The organism is Pseudomonas sp. ZT5P21, assembly GCF_054897785.1.
The window spans coordinates 281501-301118 of record NZ_CM142705.1; the positions used below are offsets into that span (position 1 = coordinate 281501).

Here is a 19618-nt window from a genome sequence, read left to right on the forward strand (position 1 = left end):
CGTTGGGACAGCCGACATCATTATCGACCGGTCTGACGCATTCGCGAGCAAGCCCGCTCCCACAGGGATTTTCAGCCAGCCGCACCAACACCCGTATTGGTTCGTAAACGCCCTTCCAGCCTGCGCTTCAACCCCCGCGCTTCAATCAATAGCGTCGAACCCTTCGCTGCATTGGCTCGCCCCCATTCCTCCAACAACTCCAGGCACGAGTGATCGATGTAGCTCAGGTTATTGAGCGGCACATGCACCGTCGCACCGGCGGGAATGGTCCCCAGCACCTGAGTCAAAGCCGGCACCTTGAGAAAGGTCGCAGCCCCAATCAATCTCAACTCCATTTCGCCGTCCTTGGGCAGATCGATCAGGCTGATCTTCAGCCGTGAGGCTTTCCACGCAAGCTTGGCCAAGGTCAAGCCGAAGCCGATCAACACGCCCGTCAGCAAGTCGGTAAAGACGATCGCCAGCGCCGTTGCAGCGTAGGTGAACATCGGCATCCGGCCGTATCGGCCCAGACCGCGAAAGGCTTTGAGGTCTACCAACTTGAAACCGGTATAAACCAGCACACCCGCCAGACTCGCCACGGGAATGCTTTGCAGCACGCTCGACAACAGCAAAACGAACGCCAGCAGCCACAGACCATGGAATATGGTCGACATTCGTGTGGTAGCACCGGCCTGCACGTTGGCAGAACTGCGGACGATCACGCCGGTCATTGGCAGTGCACCGAGCAGGCCGCAGAGCATGTTGCCGACACCCTGAGCCGACAATTCCCGGTCGAAGTCCGAGCGTTGACCGTTGTGCATGCGGTCCACCGCAGCGGCGGACAGCAGGGTTTCGGCACTGGCGATGAAGGCGACAGCGAACGCGGCGATCAGCAAAGTCGGGTAAGCGAGATTGAGCAAGTCCGCCGGTTTCAGCCAGTCGATGGCTTCTGCCAGATTGGCCGGGACTTCCACGCGTTTGACCTGTAAAGCGAGCATCAGGCTGGCGAGAGTCGCCAGACCTACACCCAGTAGCGCTCCCGGAATGAAGCGCAGGGAGTGTGGGCGGAGTTTTTCCCACAGGTACATCACCGCTATTGTTGCGATCCCGAGCAGACCTGCCTGCCAACCAAAGGAAGGCAAGGCTTGCGCGACGGCGGCCGGAAAGGCCGCCAGGTTATCCAGCCCCGACGGTTTGGGCACAGCGTCGAGCATCACATGCACCTGTGACAACACGATCAGCACGCCAATCCCGGCGAGCATGCCGTAAACCACCGCCGGCGCTGTTACCCGGAACCAGCAGCCCAGCTTCAAGCGTCCAGCGACCAATTGCAGAAAACCCGCCAGCAGCAGAATCGGCCCGAGCATGTCGATGCCATGCTGGCGCACCAGTTCGAACACCAGAACGGCCAAACCCGCCGCCGGACCGCTGACTTGCAGTGGCGAACCCGCGAGCCAGCCCACGACCAGACCACCGATGATCCCGGTGATCAGGCCTTTGGCGGGTGGTAATCCCGAGGCGATGGCGATGCCCATGCACAACGGCAGGGCGACCAGAAACACGACCACTGAAGCGAGCAGCTCCCGTGGCAGAACAGTTTTGAGTTGCGCAGCACGCATGTTGATTCTCCCGAAGTTTTCTTCAGGCATGGCAAAGCCAGGCTGCTTGATCAGCAGCCTCGGCCAAACCACACAGGATTTAGGAGTCGTTAGAAGCGCGCTTTGGGCGTCGCCACCGGAGTCGGATGGCTGCCATCGAGGGGCAGGAAACAAGCCTGATCCGCGTCGTAAGCTTTGATTTCGCTGGTTTTGATGTCGTAGACCCAGCCATGGATGAACAGTTGACCGTTCGCCATGCGCGAGGCTACTGAAGGATGGGTTCGCAAGTGCTGCAATTGGGCGATCACATTCTCCTCGGTGAGGACCTGCATGGTCTCGTTTTCGTCAGTGCAATTGCAGTTGTCGTGCACCATGGTTTTCGCGACTTCCGCATGCCGCAGCCAGGCCTTGACCGTGGGCATTTTTTCCAGGCTATCGGGATTGAGCACTGCACGCATCGCGCCGCAATCGGAGTGGCCGCAGATGATGATGTGCTGTACGCCCAGCGCCAGCACCGCGTACTCGATGGCGGTGGAAACGCCACCGTTCATCTGACCGTAAGGCGGTACGACGTTGCCAACGTTGCGGGTCACGAACAGATCACCCGGCGAACTATGGGTAATCAGCTCGGGCACTATGCGCGAGTCGGCACAGGTAATGAACATTGCCCGTGGCTGTTGGGCCGTGGCGAGTTTTTTGAAGAGCTCTTCCTGCTGCGGAAAGATCTCATGATGAAAATGCAAAAAACCGTCAACGATATGCTTCAGCGCTGCATCGGCGGTTTCCGCCTCCGGTTGGGCGGAAGCCGACACAGCCAACGGCTGTTTATCCTTGTCACTCATGAATTCATCCTCTTTGGCGGAGTCAGGGGATTTTCCCGTTTTGTCCGGTGTGAAGCCAGTGTCTGTTTAAAAACATTCGGGCGAGAATTTCGACCCGTCCAGTCACTCGATGAAGAAGGTAACTGCCGAAACTTAACTCAAACTGAATCAACCGCTCTAAAACGTGTGTTCCAGGTTACAAAAAATGTGACCAGCCTGACTACGCTGAGCGATTCCCGCGACGCAACCCTAGGCCCATTGTCCTCAAATCAACGACATCTGGCGACCCGGCGGACAAAAGGCTTCGCAATCCAGATTGAACCCTTCCCGGCGATTGAGCCCCAGGCGTTTGATGGTTTTGGCAAACCGTTGCGCCAGCAGGTCGGCAAATGGACCTTCGCCACGCATCCGACTGCCAAACCGACTGTCATAGAGCTCACCGCCGCGGCTCTGGCGGATCAGGCTCAGGACATGAGCGGCACGTAGAGGGTAGTGGGCCGCCAGCCATTCCTCGAACAACGGCGCCACTTCCAGTGGCAGGCGCAACATCATGTAGGCCGCACTTTGGGCGCCGACCGCCTGCGCCTCGGTCAGCAGGCCTTCGAGCTCGCTGTCGTTGATCATCGGAATCATTGGCGAACACAGCACACCTACCGGAACTCCAGCTTCACGCATCACACGGATCGCCCGTAGACGGGCCTTCGGTGCAGCGGCTCGGGGTTCCAGGATACGTTTCAGTTCATCGTCCAGGGTGGTGAGACTGATCATTACCGCCACCAGCCGTTGTTCGGCGAGTTCGGCCAACAGGTCCAGGTCGCGCAGAATCAGCGAGCCTTTAGTGACGATGGTCACGGGATGCCGGTAACGCAACAACACTTCCAGGGTTTTGCGGGTGATTTTGTACTCGCGTTCAATTGGCTGATACGGATCGGTGTTGGCGCCCAGGGCGATCGGCGCGCATTGATAACCACGCCGGGACAGCTGTTCTTCCAACACATCGGCAGCATTGGTCTTGGCGATCAGTTTGGTTTCGAAATCCAGTCCCGGTGACATATCCCAATACGCATGACTCGGCCGCGCATAGCAGTAGATGCACCCGTGTTCGCAGCCACGGTAAGGGTTGATCGTGCGATCGAAGGGCAGGTCCGGCGAATTGTTGCGGGTGATGATGGTTTTCGCGGTCTCGATGCGCACCTCCGTGCCCTGGGTCATTGGCGCTTCCTGATACCAGCCATCGTCCTCGGCCACCGAACGGTTCGGGGCGAAGCGGTTGTGCGGATTGATGGCGGTGCCGCGACCGCGGGGTGGCAAGGGAGTGCTCATCGATTAATACTCGTTGCTGTATGTGCATACAGTATCGGAGGTCGAGCGAGCCGGCCAGTGCCGTTCGGCGCTCTGGTGGGCCTGTCTACTTTTTTGACGCGGGGTTAATCGGGAAGTGCAACTTTGCGCAATGCCGGGAAACATATAACGGTTAGCCTGAAAGTAAATCCTGTAAGTACTATTCGCGGCACACGAGGTCTTCGTGAATTACTCATTAAAAGGAATTAATCAATGTCGTTTTTAATCAGCGCGGTATCTTTTTACAATTGTTGGCGCCAAGCGTTACCAATCCGCGGGAAGCACAAGTCGCCATGCAACTTGCTCGCAAAGTGACGGGCTGGGACCCCGTAAATCAAGAGCCGACGGAGGCACTTGTGGATTCTGTCTACGTGACGGCGATCTCGAATGACGGTGGCCGGTCTTTCAGCATCAAAGCTATTAACAGCGATGTGGACGGAGACGGCGATATTGACAGTGACGACAAGGCGAAGCTACTGGCTTTGGTAAACGCTTATTCCAGTATCGTCAATCCGTAAGTATGTTTGTCAACTAAGCCTGTGCGAACACTCATGCAGGCTTAGTTGTGATGGGTGTGTCGAGTGAGCCATCGCAGGTGTTGTTGAAAAGCTCGGATTCAATGGGCGCTGATTCACGATTCTTTGACAGGGGGCTCACGGACCTTTGACCGCTCAAGGCCCATTGTGGCGTCGTCACCCCCGCCTCTCAATACGGTCGCCGAACATGTCCCCACGCCTTATTCCTGCGATGTGTCTGTCGCTGGTTGCACTGTTCTACCTGACGTTTGTTCATGCTGACGAGACGGTCGTGACCCGTCCTTCGGAGTGGGCTCAACCGGTAGAGGTTCAATACAACCTCTTCCAGATGTCCCCGACCCTCTACCGCAGCGCATTACCCGACCGAGGAGCCGTTCCCTTGCTGGCGAAGCTCAAGGTCGCCACGGTAATCAATTTCCTGCCCGAATCCGATTCAAGCTGGCTGGCCACGCCCGGTATCGATCAGGTTCAACTGCCTTACCGTACCAATCACGTGGATGATGCGGATGTGCTCAGGTCCCTTCGTGCCATTCAGAGCGCCGAGGCCAAAGGCCCGGTCCTGATGCACTGCAAACACGGCTCGGATCGGACTGGTCTGATGGCCGCCATGTACCGGGTGGTCGTGCAGGGATGGAGCAAGGAAGACGCGCTGAGCGAGATGACTCAAGGTGGCTTTGGCGACAGCACCCACTTCCGGGACGGTGTTCGTTACATGATGCAGGCCGATGCCGACAAGTTGCGCACTGCGCTGACCAACGGGGAGTGCAGCACGAGCCCGTTTGCCGCGTGTTCGATGAAAAACTGGTTCAAGTCCGCCCACGTCGAGTAGACACCACCTCCCACGGCATTGCGCTGTGGGAGGTGCTCGCTGTACTCAGTGCTGTTCGTCAGGCTTTTTCTTCAGCTTCGGGTTCGGGAAAAACTGCACGGCTTGAACCTTGGCGTCCGGCACTTTCAGCGCCGAAGTATTGACCCGCGTACCCAATTCCTTGGGCACGGACAGGCCTTGTTCATTCAACGTGTCCGAATACCCGCAGGCCACGCACTCGCGATGCGGGACGTCGTCTTCGTTCCACATCATCAACTTGTCCGGCTCGCTGCACGCCGGGCAGACCGCCCCGGCAATGAAGCGTTTTTTTGTCTTCACAGGCCCGTCACTCATGCTGCTGCGTCCTCACTCAGGCCGCTGTGGCGCAAGAGTGCGTCAATCGACGGGGCACGGCCTCGGAAGTCGACGAACAGCACCATCGGCTCCTGAGAACCACCGCGCGCCAGGATCGCTTCGCGGAAGGCGCGGCCGGTTTCAGCATTGAGCACGCCATCCTCTTCGAACTTCGAGAAGGCGTCGGCCGACAGCACTTCAGCCCACTTGTAGCTGTAGTAACCCGCCGCATAACCACCCGCAAAAATGTGCGCGAAGCTGTTCGGGAAGCGGTTGTAAGCCGGCGGGCGCATGACTGACACTTCGTCTCGCACGCCTTCGAGCACTTGCAGCACGCTGCGGCCATCGCCGTGGGTGGCATGCAGTTCGAAGTCGAACAACGAGAATTCCAGCTGACGAACCATCATCAGCCCGGACTGGAAGTTCTTCGCCGCGAGCATTTTCTCCAGCAGGTCCTGGGGCAGTGGCTCGCCGGTTTCGTAATGACCGGAGATCAGCGCCAGGCCTTCCGGCTCCCAGCACCAGTTTTCCATGAACTGACTTGGCAACTCGACCGCATCCCACGCCACGCCGTTGATGCCGGACACGCCCGCGTGCTCGACGCGGGTCAACAGGTGATGCAGGCCGTGACCGAATTCGTGGAACAGGGTGGTCACTTCGTCGTGAGTCAGCAGCGCTGGTTTGCCGCTGTCGGCCGGGGTGAAATTGCACACCAGATTGGCCACAGGGTTTTGCAGCGAGCCTTCAGCGGTGCGGCGGCGGTCGCGGGCACCGTCCATCCACGCACCACCGCGCTTGTTGGCGCGGGCGTAGAGGTCGAAGAAGAAGCGGCCGACATGCTGGCCGTTTTCCGTGATCTCGAACAGGCGAACGTCCGGGTGCCACGTGTCGAAGCCTTTCTGCTCGGCGATCTCGATGCCGTACAGACGTTGAACGATGGCGAACAGACCGCTCAACACTTTATCGATCGGGAAGTAGGCGCGAAGGGCTTCCTGGGCAACGCTGTAACGTTGTTCGCGGAGTTTTTCGCCGTAGAAACCGCTGTCCCAGCTTTGCAGGTCCGGGCAGCCTTGTTCGGCGGCGTAGGCCTTGAGCTGTTCCAGATCGTGGGCGGCAAAGGGCTTGCTGCGCTTGGCCAGGTCGCGCAGGAAACCCAGTACCTGATCGCTGGATTCAGCCATTTTGGTGGCCAGACTCAGCTCCGAAAAACTGGCGAAGCCCAGCAGTTTGGCCAGTTCCTGACGCAGGTCGAGGATTTCTTCCATGACCGGGCCGTTGTCGTTCTGGCCGGCATTCGGTCCTTGGTCAGACGCGCGGGTGCAGTAGGCGGCGTAGACTTCTTCGCGCAGGGCACGGTCTTGCGCGTAGGTCATCACCGCGTAGTAGCTCGGGAATTCCAGGGTGATCAGGAAGCCCTCCAGACCCTTGGCCTGGGCAGCGGCGGCCATTTGCGCCTTGGCCGAATCGGTCAGGCCGGCGAGGGCGGCTTCGTCGTTAACGTGCTTGGTCCAGGCTTGAGTCGCGTCGAGCAGTTGGTTGGAGAAGCGGCTGCCCAGTTCCGACAATTTGCTTTGCACTTCGGCGTAACGTTTTTGCTCAGCTTCCGGCAGATCGATACCCGACAGACGGAAGTCACGCAGGGAGTGTTCCAGGATAGTTTTCTGCGCAACGTCAAAACCGGCGGCTTCCGGGCTCTTGGCCAAGGCTTCGAAAGCCTCGAACAATTCGCGATTCTGACCCAGTTCGGTGGAGTAGGCGCTCAAGGCAGGCAAGCAGGACTCGTAGGCTTCGCGCAATTCGGCACTGTTGCACACGGCATTCAAGTGACTGACCGGGCTCCAGGCAGCGCCCAGACGGTCGTTGAGTTCGTCCATCGCCAGCACCAGGCCGGCCCAGGTCGGTTGTTTGCCCTGGGTTTTGAGGATCTCGATAATCGCGGCGCGGTTGTCAGCCAGGATCTTTTCAATGGCCGGTTGCACGTGTTCGGCACGGATCGCCGAGAACGGCGGCAGGTCGTAGGACTGCAGAAGAGGGTTGTTCACGCTCACGGTTGGCACCTTGGCTGGAAGAAACATGCGGCCATCTTAATTACAATCGACGCTCACCGCAGCTATCGGCAACAGAGAGAAACCCTATCGTGACCCTTCGCAAGTATCAGAACCACACGCCGCTGCTGGGCAAAGGCGCTTTTGTCGACAGCTCGGCGGTGGTAATCGGCGACGTCGAAATCGGCGATGACAGCTCCGTTTGGCCGCTGACGGTGATCCGCGGCGACATGCACCGCATCCTCATTGGCGTACGCACCAGCGTTCAGGATGGTTGTGTGTTGCACATCACCCACGCCGGGCCGTTCAACCCCGATGGCTTTCCGCTACTGATCGGCGACGATGTGACCGTCGCGCATAAAGTCATGCTTCACGGGTGTAGCGTGGGCAGCCGGGTACTGATCGGCATGGGCAGCATCGTCATGGACGGTGCGGTGGTTGAAGATGACGTGATTATTGGTGCCGGCAGCCTGGTACCGCCGGGTAAACGACTGGAAAGCGGCTTTCTGTATGTAGGCAGTCCGGTGAAACAGATCCGTCCGCTGACTGACAAGGAACGCGCCTTTTTCACCTACAGCGCGGCGAATTACGTGAAGCTCAAGGATCTGCATCTGGCTGAAGGCTACGATCAGCTTTAAGCCTCTGATAACGGAAAGCGTCTCGCACTGGCTCAGGATTTTCCATGCAATACGAAACTGTTTTGTTCGACCTCGATGGCACCCTGACCGACCCGCGCGAGGGCATCACCCGCTCGATCCAGTTCGCCCTGAGCAAACTGGGGATCGATGAACCCGACCTGACCAGGCTGGAACACTTCATCGGCCCGCCGTTGTTGCAGGCGTTCATGCAGTTCTACGACTTCGACGAGCCCAAAGCCTGGGAGGCGGTGAACTTCTATCGCGAGCGTTTCAAGGTCACAGGCCTGTATGAAAACCGCGTGTTCGATGGTGTTACGCCGCTGCTTGAAACCCTGGGCGACCAGGGTCGCCAGCTGTACGTCGCGACCTCCAAGCCGTGGATCTTCGCCCGGGAAATCGCCCGGCACTTCGACTTTGCCAAACACTTCAAGGTCATTTACGGCAGCGAACTGGATGGCACGCGGACCAACAAGGTCGAGCTGATCGCCCACCTGATGGCCGAAGAACGTCTGGACCCGGCCACCACCCTGATGATTGGCGACCGTAAACACGACCTGATCGGTGCGCGCAGCAATGGACTGGACGCGGCGGCGGTGGGGTATGGTTTTGGCAGCCGGGAAGAGCTGAGCGCAGAAGCGCCGACCTATCATTTTGAAACGCTGGAGGAGATGCATCAGGCGTTTTTGCAGCGCTAGTTAAATCGCCTTCGCGAGCAAGCCCGCTCCCACAGTGGATCTGCGACATGCACAAATCCCTGTGGGAGCGGGCTTGCCCGCGAAGAGGCCCATTCAGTCGCCGGAAGTGTTCGATTCCGCCAAGGCTTTCAATGCCGCCTTCCGCTCTTTTACGGGCAACTCGCCAAGCCTTTCCACCGCCGCATAAAACGCCACCCAATCCCCACTTCCCTGTTTGAACAACGCCGCAAACGCCGGCACCCATTGGTCATACAACCCAAACGGCAACAACCGGGCATTGTTCATCGGCGCGTTGATCCACGCGTCATAGCGTTTATCTCCGGCCCATTGGCTGTCTCGCACCTTGCTGTACTCGCTGCGTAGTCGTTCGAACTCTTCAGCTTTACGCTGGCGCATTTGCTCCGCGGCCAACGGCTGAACGTAAAGCCGTTCTAGCCGCGTACGGGTGTCCAGAACCAACTGAATAAACTGATCCCGCCGCTGCGCGGGAGCGCCATTGTCCGGCGCTAACCCGCGATGCGCACGCCACTGCCGAGTGCCTTCCTGCTCCACGAACGTGGCAAAAGACTCGTTGAATTCGGTGTCGTCCTTCACATAAAAGCGCTGGTGCGCCAACTCATGGAAGATCAAGGTCGCCAACCGCTCATCCCCCCAGCCCATCATCGAACTGATGATCGGATCGTTGAACCAGCCGAGCGTCGAATAAGCCTCGACACCGCCAATCGACACGTCCATACCTTGCAGTCGCAGCAATGCTGCTTCGCCACGGGCCGCGCTCTGGCTGTAATAGCCGCGATAGGCCACGCAACCGGCAACGGGGAAACAATGATTTTTCGGCGTCAGGGAGAATTCCGGCGTGGCGAACACGTTCCAGACTACGAACGGTCGGCCAATGTCCGCGTATAAACGGTAACTCTGGTTATCTGGCAGATGCAGTTGCTGGCTGGCGAACATTCGCGCCTTCTGTGACTGAGCCAGATGCACACGCAGCTTCTGGTCGCGAGACGGATCGGCAATCACGTCAGAAACCGGTTCCCGGGCTCGCAGCAACTGCAGTTGACCACTGGCCAATTGACCGTAATAGCTGACGCTGGCGCAACCATTGAGCAACAAAAGCAACACACCCGGAAACAAAACGCGCAAAACGCGATCAAGTAACCCATGGCTTGGACGCGGCTTGATCAAAATAAAATCATCCCTGGAGAGTCTGTTCGCAAGACTATCCCGCCTGACTGGAGCTCCGCTATGCGCAAGATGATGCTGACGGGAGGTCTGTTGATGCTGACAGGCTGTGCAGGATTTGGATTACCTCACCACGATCCCGCTCAAGCGTGGATCGATCTCGAATCACAGCAGGAAGACACCGCGCTGCAGGCGCTGGAAGTCGATGACAAGGCCGCCTCCGACAAGCGCTATTTCGAGGTTCAGCCCGGCAGCCACGAGTTGACGGTGCGTTATCAATTTCCGGTCGAACCGAGCAATATCGGGCCTGACGCAGAGCCGCTGCGGCGGGATTGCCAACTGAATGTGAAATTCAACAGCTTCAACGCGGGTGAGAAATATCAACTGCAGGCAGGGAATATCGGTTTCCGGCCTTGGGCCAAGCTCTATGATCGACAGCGAAAGGTGATAGGCCAAGGCACACCGGCAGGCTGCCAACGCACCTGATCGGCGCTATGCTGAATTGACCAATCCTCGGGACATTCATCATGCGCAGGTTGTTGCTATTGCTCGTGGCAGGCACCTTCGCCGGTTGCCAGAGCCCATTGCCGGCGGTTAATCCACAGATGGCCTGGGTCGAATTTTCTACGCCATTCCCCAATGATAAGTTGCTGATGGCGGAACGACTGGACAAGCAGCGATTGCGTGATGGGCGTTTTTTCCAAGTGACGCCGGGTAGCCATGAGCTGATCGTTCGATTCGACTTTGAAGTGCCCGGTGGCGGGGGCTTGGGTATGATGAACGGCCCCTCCGAACGGTTGTGCTACCTGACCATCAACTACGATCATTTCGAAGCGGGGCAGCGTTATGTGCTGGAAGGCCGTTCGATAGCGTTCACCCCCGGCGCCCGGTTGTACAACGCCAAGCGCGAGATAGTCGCTGAAGATCGAGAATCCTATTGCCTCATGTGAGGCGAATCAGCGGTCGTTCTTCTGGTAAATGATGGCTTTGGTGCCGTAATCACAAGTGCCGACGACCATGGCGACGTCATGCTTGTCGGCCTCTTCCTTGGAAACAATCTCTAGCGTGTAGGAAGGCACCGCGTTCGCCTGAATCTTCACTTCGATCTCGTTCTTCAATTCTTCGCAATCTTTGGGCGCTGCGTACGCCGAGGTCGCCAACGCACTGCAGAAAATCATGAGGGCAAAACGTTTCATTGATGAAGCTCCTTTGAGGCGCACGCGTTTTCGCTGCTGTCATTTATTCGACCACAGTCACGCCAGCCGGGTTTTGTTTCAGCGCAAAAAAATCGCAGCCTGTCGAAGGCTGCGATCACTTATCGCGATAACACGGATCTAGCTGACCAGTGTGGCATCCAGACTGATCTTCGCATTCAGCACTTTGGACACCGGGCAACCTTCTTTGGCTTTATTGCTCAGCTCCTCGAACTGCGCCTGGGTCGCCCCAGGGATTTTTGCCTTGAGGATCAATTTCACTGCCGTGATGGCGAACCCGCCGTCCACCTGGTCCAGTGTGACCTCGGCATTGGTGTCGATGCTGTCAGCCTTGAGACCGGCGTCGCCGAGAATCATCGAAAAAGCCATGGAGAAACAGCCAGCGTGGGCCGCGCCGATCAGCTCTTCCGGATTGGTGCCTTTACCGCCCTCGAAACGGGCCTTGAAGCCGTAGGGTGCTTCTCTGAGAACACCGGTTTCCGTGGAAATCGATCCGATGCCGGTTTTCAGGTCACCTTCCCAATGCGCTGATGCTTTCTTGGTAATCGCCATGTCTGCCTCCTCAAGTTCCGGCGCGGAGTGTCGCGCCTTCGTGGTTTTCGGTTGCTAGGGTTCTGAGGATAGACGGTGGCGCAAAGTTCACCTGATCTGATTAATCCTACCGTTTTCGTAGGAAATTTTGCTCTCGCTATTGAAACTCGGGTATATGCCCTCATTGCATGAAACACGCTTATGGATTCGGCAGGTTTTCGTTACGAGAAAAAACCTGCGCCCTCAATTGGAGAAGCAGGTTTATGAAACGACTGTCCGATATCAAGTTCTCGACTCTTGATCTAGTGCCCGTGCGGGAGAACGGCAGTGCAGCCCAGTCGCTGCGTAACTCCCTGGACCTGGCACAGCACGTCGAAAAATTCGGCTACAACCGTTTCTGGGTGGCCGAGCACCACAACATGGACGGCATCGCCAGTTCGGCGACTTCCGTGCTGCTTGGCTATCTGGCCGGCGGCACTTCCACCATTCGGGTCGGCTCGGGTGGCGTGATGTTGCCCAACCACGCGCCGCTGGTGATAGCCGAGCAGTTCGGTACCCTCGAAAGCCTTTATCCGGGACGGATCGACCTCGGCCTGGGACGGGCCCCCGGTTCTGATCAGATGACCGCCCGCGCCCTGCGCCGTGAGCGCTCCGGCAGCGCCGACGATTTTCCTGAAGATGTGGCAGAGCTGGTGCGCTACCTCGGCCCACGCACGCCGAATCAGCGAATCATCGCGATGCCGGGCACCGGCACCAATGTCCCGGTTTGGTTGCTGGGTTCGAGCCTGTTCAGTGCACAACTGGCGGGCGAGCGCGGTTTGCCCTACGCCTTCGCTTCCCATTTCGCGCCGCGATTGATGCATGAGGCGATTCGCGTCTATCGCAATCACTTCAAGCCTTCAGCGGTCTTGGATAAGCCCTACGTGATGCTTGGCGTTCCGCTGGTGGCGGCAGACACCGACGAGCAGGCCGAGTTTTTGGCAACGTCGGTTTATCAGCGCATCCTCGCGTTAATGCGTGGCCAAAGCCTGGTGCAACGTCCGCCGGTGAACACTATGGACGGGCTGTGGCTGCCTCATGAGAAAAGCGCGGTCCATGATTTCCTTGGGCTAGCGATGGTCGGCAGTCCGCAAAAAATCCGCGCCAAACTGGACGTGTTGATCGAGCAGACCCAGGCAGACGAGCTGATTTTTACCTGCGATCTATACGAACATGCCGATCGCGTGCACTCCTATGAGCTGCTGGCGCAGGTCATGAAAGGCTGACACCTGTAGGAGCGAGCTTGCTCGCGATGGACGTCAACGATAGCGCATGCTTTCTGAATAAACGCGGCGCTCTCCCTTCCATCGCGAGCAAGCTCGCTCAGTGAAGCGGAATCAGCCTACCGCTTGTAGACGATCTCCTTGGAGCCTTTTTCACAGATGCCGACGACTTTTCCGTCAGCAGCGGTGCCTTTATCCACGATCTCAAGCGAATAGCTAGCAACGCCCTTGGCGTCAAGTTTCGCTGCGATTTCGGCTTTCAGCTCTTCGCACGACTTGCCGGCAGCAAACGCTGTACCCGCAAGGCTCAACAAACCTACTGCCAACATAAACTTCTTCATCGGTCGCACTCCCTGGTCGGATCAAAGGGAGCATCCAGCCATGGGCGGGATGCACTCATGTAGCGCTTTGCCATTCCCTATGGCACTCGGCCAGCGCGCAAGTTCAGAAGACTCGCTCAAACTCAGCTACTGGCAATCCGGAACCCGACTTTGAGCGTAACCTGGAAATGTGCAGCCTTACCGTCCTTGATGTGCCCGCGGGTCTCGGTCACTTCAAACCATTCCAAGTATTTGATGCTCTTGTTGGCTTCGGCCAGCGCGTTGTTGATGGCATCCTCGATGCTGCTGGTGGATGAGCCGACAAGCTCGACTTTCTTGTAAGTGTGATGGTCAGTCATGGGCGTTCTCCTTGGGTATGAAATACAGCCTAGCAGTGATTTTTCGTATTACTTCTGTCGGCCATTGCGAGGCAGAAGTTCAGATTTACTGCACTTTCTCGATCCCCTGAAGTCCCAACCAACACACGTCACTCATCACCAATGCAGGAGAGCCACCATGGCCAACACCTCTTTACGTAAAGCCTCATTGCAAAGCATGGAAGCCGAGATCGAGAGTCTGCTGAAGTCTTTGGAAAACCTGAAGGACGATGCCTCGGACGAGTCGCGTAAAACACTCAAGGCCCTGAAAGCCAACGCCGAGAGCGCGCTGAAGCATTCGCGCCATCTGCTCAGCGACGCGTACGAAGAAGTCAGAGTCAAAACCCGTGAAACCGGGATCGCCACGCGGGACTACGCGCAGGAACACCCTTGGACTACAGCCGGTGTCGCTGTGGGAGCGCTGGGTCTGCTCGCGGCTTACCTGCTGTTCAAGCGCGGCGACTAATCTGCTTGGCGCAGCTCGTTTTTGAGCCACTGCGCCAGTTGCCGAGCGCGCCCGTCTGCGGCGCGCTTGGGTAGCCATAACGCCAGTTGCGCCGAAGTTTCACTGAAGCCCCACGGCGCAACCAGGCGACCGGCCTTCAAGTCCTCGGTCACCAGCGGTTCAGGGGCAATCGCGACACCCAGCCCGGCAACCGCCGCCTCCAACAAATAATACAAATGCTCGAAACCCTGCCCGTACTTCAACGCATTGGCGTCGAGGCCGCTTTGCTGCGCCCAACTTGGCCAGGCCTGTGGACGTGAAGTCGTGTGCAGCAACGGCTCTTTCAACAGCGCGCTTGCAGGTGCTTTTTCGAGTCGGTCGTAACCGGCGGTGCGTGGGCTCATGACCGGTCCGATTCGTTCGCTGGCCAATTCGTAGACCTGCATGTCGGACGGCCATGGCGGCTCGGCAAACACCAATAACGCGTCGAGCCCCGGTCGACGAGGATCAAGATCGCCTTCTCCGGCCGACAGGTGCAGGCGCAGGTCCGGTAGGTCAGCATTCAACCGTCCCAGACGCGGAATGAACCAGCGCGCCAGTAGACTTCCCGAGCAGCCGAGCACGAACGGTGCTTCGGCAGTGCTTTGCGTCAATTCGGCGCAGACTGTGCGCAACCGTTCGAACGCCTCACTGCTTGCGTCGCGTAATCGCACACCGGAATCTGTGAGTTTAAGGCCGCGCCCGTCCTTGATGAACAAGCTCACGCCGAGATGCTCTTCGAGCACTTTCAGTTGCCGGCTGACTGCGCCATGGGTGACGTGCAGTTGCTCGGCGGCTTGGCTGACGCTGTTCAGGCGAGCAGTGGCTTCAAAAGCGCGAAGAGCGTTCAGCGGAGGAAGGTCATGGCTCATGGGGTCTGTGAGTTTTCCTGACAGGTTGCGGCGATCTTATCGGTTTTCAGCCTGGGGCGTCAGGGGTAAAGTTAAGCCAACTCTCTTCAAAAGCGTCATCTCACGTATTCAACCGGAGCGACCCATGACCCAGACTAATCTGCGCAACGGCCCCGACGCCAACGGCCTGTTTGGCGCGTTCGGTGGCCGCTACGTCGCCGAAACCCTGATGCCGTTAATCCTCGATCTGGCCCGCGAGTACGAAACGGCCAAGGAAGATCCGGCCTTCAAAGAGGAATTGGCCTACTTTCAGCGCGACTACGTCGGACGTCCAAGCCCGTTGTATTACGCCGAACGTCTGACCGAGTTCTGCGGCGGTGCGAAGATTTATCTGAAGCGTGAAGAGCTGAACCACACCGGCGCGCACAAGATCAACAACTGCATTGGCCAGATCCTGCTGGCCCGGCGCATGGGCAAGAAACGCATCATTGCCGAGACCGGCGCCGGCATGCACGGCGTGGCAACCGCTACCGTAGCCGCGCGTTTTGGCCTCGACTGCGTGATCTACATGGGCACTACCGACATCGAGCGTCAGCAAGCCAACGTTTTTCGCATGAAACTGCTGGGCGCCGAGGTGATCCCGGTTGTGGCCGGCACCGGCACCCTGAAAGATGCGATGAACGAAGCCCTGCGTGACTGGGTGACCAACGTTGACAGCACCTTCTATCTGATCGGCACTGTCGCCGGCCCGCACCCTTATCCAGCGATGGTTCGCGACTTTCAGGCCGTCATCGGCAAGGAAACCCGCGACCAGTTGCAAGCCCAGGAAGGCCGGCTGCCCGACAGCCTGGTGGCGTGCATCGGCGGTGGCTCCAACGCCATGGGCCTGTTCCATCCGTTCCTCGACGACAAAAGCGTCGAGATCATCGGTGTTGAAGCCGCCGGACACGGCATCGAAACCGGCAAGCACGCCGCCAGCCTGAACGGCGGCGTACCGGGTGTGCTGCACGGCAACCGCACGTTCCTGCTGCAGGACGACGACGGCCAGATCATCGACGCCCACTCGATCTCCGCCGGCCTCGACTACCCGGGCATCGGCCCGGAACACGCCTGGTTGCATGACATCGGTCGCGTTCAATACACCTCGGTGACCGACGACGAAGCCCTCGATGCGTTTCACAAATGCTGCCGCCTGGAAGGGATTATTCCTGCACTGGAAAGCGCCCATGCCTTGGCCGAAGTGTTCAAGCGCGCACCGACCCTGCCCAAAGATCACCTGATGGTGGTCAACCTGTCCGGCCGTGGCGACAAAGACATGCAAACCGTGATGCACCACATGGAACACTCTCAACAAGAGCAATCCCAGCAGGAGAAACACTGATGAGCCGCCTGCAAACGCGTTTTGCCGAACTCAAGGAACAAAACCGCGCCGCCCTGGTGACCTTCGTCACCGCTGGCGACCCGAGCTATGACACTTCCCTGGCAATTCTCAAGGGTTTGCCCGGTGCTGGCGCCGACGTGATCGAGCTGGGCATGCCTTTCACCGATCCAATGGCCGACGGCCCGGCGATCCAGCTGGCCAACATCCGCGCCTTGGGCGCCAAGCAGAATCTGACGAAAACCCTGCAAATGGTTCGCGAGTTCCGTGAGGGCAATACCGAGACGCCGCTGGTGCTGATGGGGTATTTCAACCCGATTCACATGTACGGCGTGCCGCGTTTCATCGCCGACGCCAAAGAGGCCGGCGTGGATGGTCTGATCGTGGTCGACCTGCCGCCCGAGCATAACGGCGAACTGTGCGACCCCGCCCAGGCTGCCGGTCTGGACTTCATCCGTCTGACCACCCCAACCACCGATGATGTGCGCCTGCCTACGGTGCTGAACGGCAGTTCCGGTTTCGTCTACTACGTGTCTGTTGCCGGTGTGACCGGTGCTGGCGCGGCGACGCTGGAGCACGTTGAAGAGGCGGTTGCGCGTCTGCGTCGCCACACCGATCTGCCGATCAGTATCGGTTTCGGTATTCGTACACCTGAGAAAGCGGCGTCCATTGCGCGTCTGGCTGATGGCGTGGTGGTCGGTTCGGCACTGATCGACCACATCGCCAATGCTTCGACGCCGGATCAGGCGGTTGATGGCGTGTTGAGCCTTTGCGCTGCGCTGGCCGATGGCGTGCGTAAGGCTCGCGTCAGCTGAAGGTAAAGTTCCTGATGCAGAGGAATTACAGCCTCGTGGCACAGAATAACCAGCAAGACCGAGGGCTTCAGGACTACTTTCTGAAGCCCTTTTTATGGCAGCTCCAACCCGCCCGCTGCTTTATGCAATGTGCGCAAATGCTCACCAACCTGTTTCAGGTTGGCTTCATTGGCGGCCATCTCCATTGCACGGCTCGGCTCGAGCAATGCTCTCACTTCTTTGTCCAGATCACCGGTCAATGCCTGAAGCTGCTTCTGTCGCAGGCTGCTTTCCGATTCCAGGCGTTGCCATTCGCTGGGTTGAGGCAAGCCATAACCGCCGGTGCCGAGTAGCTCCGCCGGACGGCTGAGGAAGCCGCTGTTGGCGAGAATCTGCTGCAACGTCGCGTTGGCTTTGTCCATGCCGCCGTTCTTCAACTCCCGAGCGCCGAGATAGCGTTGCTTCACTTCGTTCTGGGCCAGCACCAGTTGTTGTCGGAAAGCTGCCTGTTCCAGTAGCAGCAACGCCGCGCTGGTGCGTAAATCGGCCTGATCGATCCATTGGCGGCGCTCTTCAGCCTTCAATGCCAGCCAGTCTTCGACCTTGTCCTGTTTGATCGGCAGGTGCTTCTTCAGCACTTCGAACATCGCTTGATAGCGATCGCGGAAAGAGTCGAAGCGGTAGCCCAGGCGCAGTGCTTCGCGAGGATCATCCAAAACGCTGGTATCCGCCAGTCCGCGACCCTTGAGCACTTCCAGCAAGCCGTTGGGCATGATGTTGTCCAGCCCGACCAGCTTTGCGTTGTTGGTGCCACTGCGGAGCAACTTCAGACCTTCTACCGCGCAGTTGTTGGACAGGAAGAAGTAATTGCCGTCGTAGCTCCAGTGCATTTCGGCGGCGTGTTCCACTACGTCTTCAATCTCGTTGCGCGAAAAATTCAGCGGCACCGAGGCGAGGCTGCGCAGTTCGGTCTTGGTGTACTCGTCGATCACTTGGGCCAGCGGCAAGACGAACAGGCGCGACGGGTATTTGCCGACCAATCCGTCCCAGCTCGACAGCTGTACGTCACCCACGAAGGCACGGTAGGACAACACCAGGTGCTGGTCCAGATCCAGCCGACAATCCGGTCCACGTGGCCGGCCGGGTGCGCAGATCACCAGGCGCAACATGCTGTGGCCCCAGCGGCTGACCCAGTTCTGGTTGGCTTCGGCCAGCAGATAATCCACGGCATACACCCGTTCCGGATTGACCTGCCCCAAGGGCTGTTTGGCGAAATCATTGCCGGCGTTCAGGAAGGCGAAGGATTTGCCGCAGGTGTCTTTGGCGGCGGGTGCCCAGCCGAAATGTTCTTTGTAGTAGCGGTACAGCGCAGGGCGGCGACAGGCGTAGCTCGGGTCAAGAAGGAAATACTCCATGTTGACCGGGACGAACTCTTTGGGGCTGCTCGTTTCGTAAATGTCCGGGCTGCGGGCGATCTGTCGGTTGTGCTGTTCACGCTCGCCGCGACGGCCGACGTATTGCGGCCAGCCAGCGAGGTCGAGCAGGCGCGGGTCATCGCTGAGGGTAAAGCGTCGGGAGGATTGGCCACGGCATTCATCCGGAATGCCGATCAGCCCGGAACTGTTGTTGCGCCGGGTGCAGCGCTGGATAAGTGCACGCTCGGTGGTTGACCAGAGACGCGAGCGGTCATAGATGTGAGTGAGCTCGTGCAGCACCGTAGCCAGCATTTCACGGCGGACAGTGCCGTGGGGGCGATAAGTCTTTTTGGTTGCAGCGCTGCCGTCGGTGAGGCTGGCAAGCAGGTTGCGATTGAGATCGAGCTCGGACACCAGTGACGCCTGGCCGTAGGCGTTGCTTGGCATGTCATCGGTCCAGCCGACGTCGATGCGCCGGTCGAGTTGTTCGATGAACCGCGGCGGCAACGCTTGCATGGCTTCATCAAGCAGCGCCTGGCTGGCTTGTTGTTGCGCAGGGCTCAAACCTTCGGCCTTGAGCCGTAATTGCAAGCCGGCCTGAGCCGTGTTGCCGAGTAGCAACACAACCCCGGCCAGCAGCCAGGCACCTAACGAGCTCACAGTGCGAGGATGGCTTCGGCGAGTACTTGGTCACTGGCATCCCGGGCTTCCGGTACGCGGGTGCGCAATGTGTTGAAGGCCGCTTCAAGGTGCGCGCCACGGATTTCACCCTCACTGGCGACGAAGCTGGCCGCATCGTCGTGGGCTTCACGGACGATTTTCGAGTCACGGATAGACGTAGTGGTGTCGGACGTGAAATCAAGCGTGCGTTGGGTGGCGTTGATGATGATGTTACTGGTGGCTACCAGGGTGTGTGCCTGGGCCAGATCGGCCAATAAAACCAAGCCAAGGGTGAGGACAATCAGCGGGCTACGCATGGAACGACTCCGGAGGAA

23 protein-coding genes are annotated in these 19618 nt (G+C 58.6%); 10 read left to right on the forward strand and 13 right to left on the reverse strand.

All coding sequences use genetic code 11. The features are described from left to right. Positions 1 to 71: 71 nt before the first annotated feature. The 3 genes from ACYZT9_RS01310 to ACYZT9_RS01320 form a co-directional block, all read right to left on the reverse strand. Positions 72 to 1598, reverse strand: coding sequence for a SulP family inorganic anion transporter (locus tag ACYZT9_RS01310; protein WP_462008211.1), 1527 nt, complete (start codon positions 1596 to 1598; stop codon positions 72 to 74). 89 nt (positions 1599 to 1687) lie between these two features. Next, entirely contained in the window at positions 1688 to 2419 is a 732-nt protein-coding gene (locus ACYZT9_RS01315) for a carbonic anhydrase (RefSeq protein ID WP_462008212.1), read from the reverse strand. 243 nt (positions 2420 to 2662) lie between these two features. After that, positions 2663 to 3721 (reverse strand): PA0069 family radical SAM protein, encoded by a 1059-nt coding sequence (locus tag ACYZT9_RS01320; RefSeq protein ID WP_462008213.1) that lies wholly within the window; start codon positions 3719 to 3721, stop codon positions 2663 to 2665. 227 nt (positions 3722 to 3948) lie between these two features. Here ACYZT9_RS01320 and ACYZT9_RS01325 point away from each other — a divergent pair, with 227 nt between their 5' ends. Further along, a complete protein-coding gene (locus tag ACYZT9_RS01325; RefSeq protein WP_462010298.1) occupies positions 3949 to 4257 on the forward strand; it encodes a hypothetical protein in 309 nt (102 codons plus the stop codon). 205 nt (positions 4258 to 4462) lie between these two features. Then, positions 4463 to 5104: a phosphatase domain-containing protein gene (locus ACYZT9_RS01330; RefSeq protein WP_462008214.1), complete on the forward strand. Its 642-nt coding sequence runs from the start codon at positions 4463 to 4465 to the stop codon at positions 5102 to 5104. 45 nt (positions 5105 to 5149) lie between these two features. Here ACYZT9_RS01330 and ACYZT9_RS01335 read toward each other — a convergent pair whose 3' ends face one another. Further along, positions 5150 to 5437, reverse strand: a complete 288-nt coding sequence (locus ACYZT9_RS01335; protein ID WP_462008215.1) for a YheV family putative zinc ribbon protein — start codon at positions 5435 to 5437, stop codon at positions 5150 to 5152. Continuing rightward, a complete protein-coding gene (prlC, locus tag ACYZT9_RS01340) occupies positions 5434 to 7485 on the reverse strand; it encodes an oligopeptidase A (RefSeq protein WP_462008216.1) in 2052 nt (683 codons plus the stop codon). The genes ACYZT9_RS01335 and prlC overlap by 4 nt, the downstream gene beginning before the upstream one ends. A gap of 89 nt (positions 7486 to 7574) precedes the next feature. Between prlC and ACYZT9_RS01345 the strand changes: the two genes are divergently transcribed. Together ACYZT9_RS01345 and ACYZT9_RS01350 are read left to right on the forward strand one after the other, a co-directional pair. Further along, positions 7575 to 8120, forward strand: a complete 546-nt coding sequence (locus ACYZT9_RS01345; protein ID WP_462008217.1) for a gamma carbonic anhydrase family protein — start codon at positions 7575 to 7577, stop codon at positions 8118 to 8120. A gap of 44 nt (positions 8121 to 8164) precedes the next feature. After that, positions 8165 to 8815: an HAD family hydrolase gene (locus ACYZT9_RS01350; protein WP_462008218.1), complete on the forward strand. Its 651-nt coding sequence runs from the start codon at positions 8165 to 8167 to the stop codon at positions 8813 to 8815. Between the two features lie 93 nt (positions 8816 to 8908). Here the strand turns inward: ACYZT9_RS01350 and ACYZT9_RS01355 are convergent, their stop codons facing one another. Then, positions 8909 to 10000, reverse strand: coding sequence for an aminopeptidase (locus ACYZT9_RS01355; protein ID WP_462008219.1), 1092 nt, complete (start codon positions 9998 to 10000; stop codon positions 8909 to 8911). Between the two features lie 60 nt (positions 10001 to 10060). On the opposite strand from ACYZT9_RS01355, the gene ACYZT9_RS01360 reads away from it, so the two are divergent. Together ACYZT9_RS01360 and ACYZT9_RS01365 are read left to right on the forward strand one after the other, a co-directional pair. Beyond that, a complete protein-coding gene (locus ACYZT9_RS01360) occupies positions 10061 to 10483 on the forward strand; it encodes a PA0061/PA0062 family lipoprotein (protein WP_462008220.1) in 423 nt (140 codons plus the stop codon). A gap of 41 nt (positions 10484 to 10524) precedes the next feature. Beyond that, a complete protein-coding gene (locus ACYZT9_RS01365) occupies positions 10525 to 10947 on the forward strand; it encodes a PA0061/PA0062 family lipoprotein (RefSeq protein WP_462008221.1) in 423 nt (140 codons plus the stop codon). 6 nt (positions 10948 to 10953) lie between these two features. On the opposite strand, the gene ACYZT9_RS01370 is transcribed toward ACYZT9_RS01365, so the two are convergent. Continuing rightward, a complete protein-coding gene (locus ACYZT9_RS01370) occupies positions 10954 to 11193 on the reverse strand; it encodes a DUF1161 domain-containing protein (RefSeq protein ID WP_462008222.1) in 240 nt (79 codons plus the stop codon). A 138-nt stretch (positions 11194 to 11331) separates the two neighbouring features. Beyond that, positions 11332 to 11763, reverse strand: a complete 432-nt coding sequence (locus ACYZT9_RS01375) for an OsmC family protein (protein ID WP_008152515.1) — start codon at positions 11761 to 11763, stop codon at positions 11332 to 11334. 242 nt (positions 11764 to 12005) lie between these two features. Here ACYZT9_RS01375 and ACYZT9_RS01380 point away from each other — a divergent pair, with 242 nt between their 5' ends. Beyond that, entirely contained in the window at positions 12006 to 13007 is a 1002-nt protein-coding gene (locus ACYZT9_RS01380) for an LLM class flavin-dependent oxidoreductase (RefSeq protein WP_462008223.1), read from the forward strand. Positions 13008 to 13123: 116 nt separating this feature from the next. Here the strand turns inward: ACYZT9_RS01380 and ACYZT9_RS01385 are convergent, their stop codons facing one another. Both ACYZT9_RS01385 and ACYZT9_RS01390 read right to left on the reverse strand, forming a co-directional pair. Next, a complete protein-coding gene (locus ACYZT9_RS01385; protein ID WP_462008224.1) occupies positions 13124 to 13345 on the reverse strand; it encodes a DUF1161 domain-containing protein in 222 nt (73 codons plus the stop codon). Between the two features lie 122 nt (positions 13346 to 13467). Next, the gene (locus ACYZT9_RS01390; protein WP_462008225.1) at positions 13468 to 13683 is read right to left on the reverse strand and encodes a dodecin; all 216 of its coding nucleotides are present in this window, start codon (positions 13681 to 13683) and stop codon (positions 13468 to 13470) included. A 157-nt stretch (positions 13684 to 13840) separates the two neighbouring features. On the opposite strand from ACYZT9_RS01390, the gene ACYZT9_RS01395 reads away from it, so the two are divergent. Beyond that, positions 13841 to 14167 (forward strand): ElaB/YgaM/YqjD family protein, encoded by a 327-nt coding sequence (locus ACYZT9_RS01395; RefSeq protein WP_462008226.1) that lies wholly within the window; start codon positions 13841 to 13843, stop codon positions 14165 to 14167. Here the strand turns inward: ACYZT9_RS01395 and ACYZT9_RS01400 are convergent. Beyond that, complete coding sequence (locus ACYZT9_RS01400) at positions 14164 to 15057, reverse strand: LysR family transcriptional regulator (protein WP_462008227.1); 894 nt, start codon at positions 15055 to 15057, stop codon at positions 14164 to 14166. The genes ACYZT9_RS01395 and ACYZT9_RS01400 overlap by 4 nt on opposite strands. A 124-nt stretch (positions 15058 to 15181) precedes the next feature. Between ACYZT9_RS01400 and trpB the strand changes: the two genes are divergently transcribed. After that, positions 15182 to 16417, forward strand: coding sequence for a tryptophan synthase subunit beta (trpB, locus tag ACYZT9_RS01405; protein WP_462008228.1), 1236 nt, complete (start codon positions 15182 to 15184; stop codon positions 16415 to 16417). Then, positions 16417 to 17229 (forward strand): tryptophan synthase subunit alpha, encoded by an 813-nt coding sequence (gene trpA / locus ACYZT9_RS01410; RefSeq protein ID WP_462008229.1) that lies wholly within the window; start codon positions 16417 to 16419, stop codon positions 17227 to 17229. The genes trpB and trpA overlap by 1 nt, the downstream gene beginning before the upstream one ends. A gap of 92 nt (positions 17230 to 17321) precedes the next feature. On the opposite strand, the gene ACYZT9_RS01415 is transcribed toward trpA, so the two are convergent. Together ACYZT9_RS01415 and ACYZT9_RS01420 are read right to left on the reverse strand one after the other, a co-directional pair. Next, complete coding sequence (locus ACYZT9_RS01415) at positions 17322 to 19283, reverse strand: DUF7844 domain-containing protein (protein ID WP_462008230.1); 1962 nt, start codon at positions 19281 to 19283, stop codon at positions 17322 to 17324. Beyond that, positions 19280 to 19600 carry a DUF2388 domain-containing protein gene (locus tag ACYZT9_RS01420; protein ID WP_462008231.1) on the reverse strand — a complete coding sequence of 107 codons (321 nt, stop codon included), beginning with the start codon at positions 19598 to 19600 and terminating at the stop codon, positions 19280 to 19282. Before ACYZT9_RS01420 ends, ACYZT9_RS01415 begins: the two co-directional genes overlap by 4 nt. Between the last annotated feature and the right edge of the window lie 18 nt (positions 19601 to 19618).